Origin of the sequence: Chlorobaculum sp. 24CR (genome assembly GCF_004118635.1) — a bacterium.
Classification (GTDB): Bacteria; Bacteroidota; Chlorobiia; order Chlorobiales; family Chlorobiaceae; genus Chlorobaculum.
This window is the reverse complement of sequence record NZ_SDGU01000094.1, coordinates 1-2,313: the sequence shown is the minus strand read 5'-3', so window position 1 is coordinate 2,313 and position 2,313 is coordinate 1. Positions and strand designations below refer to the sequence as shown.

The window sequence follows — 2,313 nt, the reverse complement described above, 5'->3', positions numbered from 1 at the left end:
GGGTCATGGCCGCAGCTTTCAGCCCGGACGGATCGCGCATCATTTCCGGCTCTGACGACAACACGCTCAAGCTCTGGGATGCCGCCTCCGGCAACTGCCTCATGACCCTCTCCGGCCATTCAGGTTCTGTCACTGCGGCCGCGTTCAGCCCGGACGGAGGGCGCATCATTTCCGGCTCTCAAACCCTCGATATCTGGGATGCTCAGTCCGGCAACTGCCTCTTGACCCTTTCCGGCCATGCAGGTTCTGTCACTGCGGCCGCGTTCAGCCCGGACGGAGAGCGCATCATTTTCGGCTCTTACGACAACACTCTCAAGCTCTGGGATGCTCAGTCCGGCAACTGCCTCTTGATCCTTTCCGGCCATGCAGAATCCGTCAACGCCGCCGCGTTCAGCCCCGACGGCAAGCGCATCATTTCCGGCTCATGGGACAACACACTCAAGCTTTGGGACGCCGAATCCGGGCAGTGCCTCATGACGATGGCCAATCTGCCGGACAACGAAACCGCATCGTGGAGCGAAACGGAGCCGAAGCTGCTCTCGGCCTCGCCGAACGCCTGGCGCTGGATCGGCCTCGCCGATGGATGCCTCCGCCTGCCAATCGAGCTGCTCGACAACCCGGCGGAGGCGTAACCGCAGGCAGCCGCGAGGGCTGCCTGTCCCTTGCAATACAATCGAAAAGAGCAGACACGCAGGGTTGCCCCTGCAATCCCTCGCCAATCCATCCGCCCCAAAACCGCGAAACCCCCGACATCGCGGGGGTTTCGTTGCAATTATGTCATCGCCAATCGCTACTGCTTCGGCATCTGCTGCTGCATCTTGCGCGCCCAGTCCTGCATTTTTTTCACATCCTCCTTGCTCATGCCCTGAGGGCCAGCGGGCATCGCAGGAATCTCCATTTTGGTGCAGTTGGCGGGAACCTCAAAGAGGTTAGCGTCCGGAGTGAGGCGCTCGACCTTCACCAGCTCTGTGACCACGCCCTCCGGCGAAATCAGCGTCTTGACCGGGAAGCCGTCGAGACCCGCAGCCTTCAGCTTTTCGGCGAGACGCTCATATTTCCGGTCTTTCGATCCCTGCATCCGCGCATAAGCGAAATAGTCGAGAATATCCTTGCTCACCCAGAGATCGACGGTGCTCTTTTTGTCGGCCCACGAAATCCGGACATGGTTGCAATCGAAGCCGTTGACCCGCTCCTTGCCGAGATTTTCAAACTTCGCATCCTCGTACGGGTCCACCTCTGAATCCTGCTCCTTTACCTTCGACACATCCAGCGCCATGCAGGAACCGGTAGCGTCGTTAATCATGTAGATCGTGTCGGGCTTGTCCGCGAGCGACAGCACGGCCATCGACATCGTGCCCGTCTGTCCAGCGATGGAGGTCTTGCTCTCGGCGCGCATCCCTTTCGGGCCAATGTAGAGTTTCATGCCGCTCGAACCTGCATTCGGCATGGTGGTTTTCATGGTGAGCACGCCGGTGAACGGGCCGGCAATGGCGGGAGCCGACTGTTCGACCCCGGCTGAACCGGGCGCGCCAGGCTCTTTCTTGCCACAAGCCGAGAGCAAAAGCCCCGGCACCAGCACGACAGCAAACAATCGACGGGTAATGGTTTTCATGATAGTTCGCGGTTAAAGGTTTCGATTATACACGCCAGATGTATAAAGCTAATAAATGCACAAACACGCAGCAACAATCCAGCGCCGCGAACTATCGAATCCATCACGAGGTCACTGCCAGAATGGATCGGCCTGCCACCGCTCCGGAAAGCCGAGCGCGTTGCGATCAACGCTCCGGTACGAGTCGAAAAGATGCGTCAACCGCCCCGCGAATTTGTGTCCCGGACTGACGGCATCGAGCAGTAACCGGCAAGCCGGTAATAACCGATGTTCCGCAAATGGTGCTCGGCGGCAGACTCATCGCAAATTTCGAGACCTCGCGATTTCAGTTGCTGAATCTGTTGCCGGAGAGAGGTGGACTGTTTGTTGTAAAGCATGGGCAGGGATATAAAAAAAACCTTACAGGTGAAGGTCACTTGTAAGGCTTACATAAAATGACTTGCCCTGGGACGCTGTTCTGTTGGGTAGCGTGGCAAGTACTGTTGACAAGGAGATAATAAAAAAATGAAACAATCATGAATAAATCGAAAAGAATCGATACTTGAGTTTAAAAGCGGAGACAAGGGCAATCCCGACGAGTCGGGACGCACCCTGCAATTGTCACACCGAGTCTGTAAGATAAAGTGTGTAAACGGTCATAGTTTCCTATCATGTAACAAGGAGCAAAACTATGACCAGAAAGAAAGACAAGACCCCGGACA

General features: G+C 56.5%; 2 protein-coding genes. One reads left to right on the top strand and one right to left on the bottom strand.

The features are described from left to right. The coding region (locus tag EST62_RS12775) for a WD40 repeat domain-containing protein (protein ID WP_134751653.1) at positions 1–632 on the top strand (632 nt) is incomplete at its 5' end. 158 nt (positions 633–790) lie between these two features. Here EST62_RS12775 and EST62_RS12770 read toward each other — a convergent pair. Further along, entirely contained in the window at positions 791–1,612 is an 822-nt protein-coding gene (locus EST62_RS12770; protein ID WP_129052450.1) for a DUF4412 domain-containing protein, read from the bottom strand. Positions 1,613–2,313: the final 701 nt, after the last annotated feature.

Bases quoted from the DNA above. Each gene is read 5' to 3' on its own strand.
- EST62_RS12770 (WP_129052450.1), bottom strand. From the start codon at position 1,612: ATGAAAACCATTACCCGTCGATTGTTTGCTGTCGTGCTGGTGCCGGGG.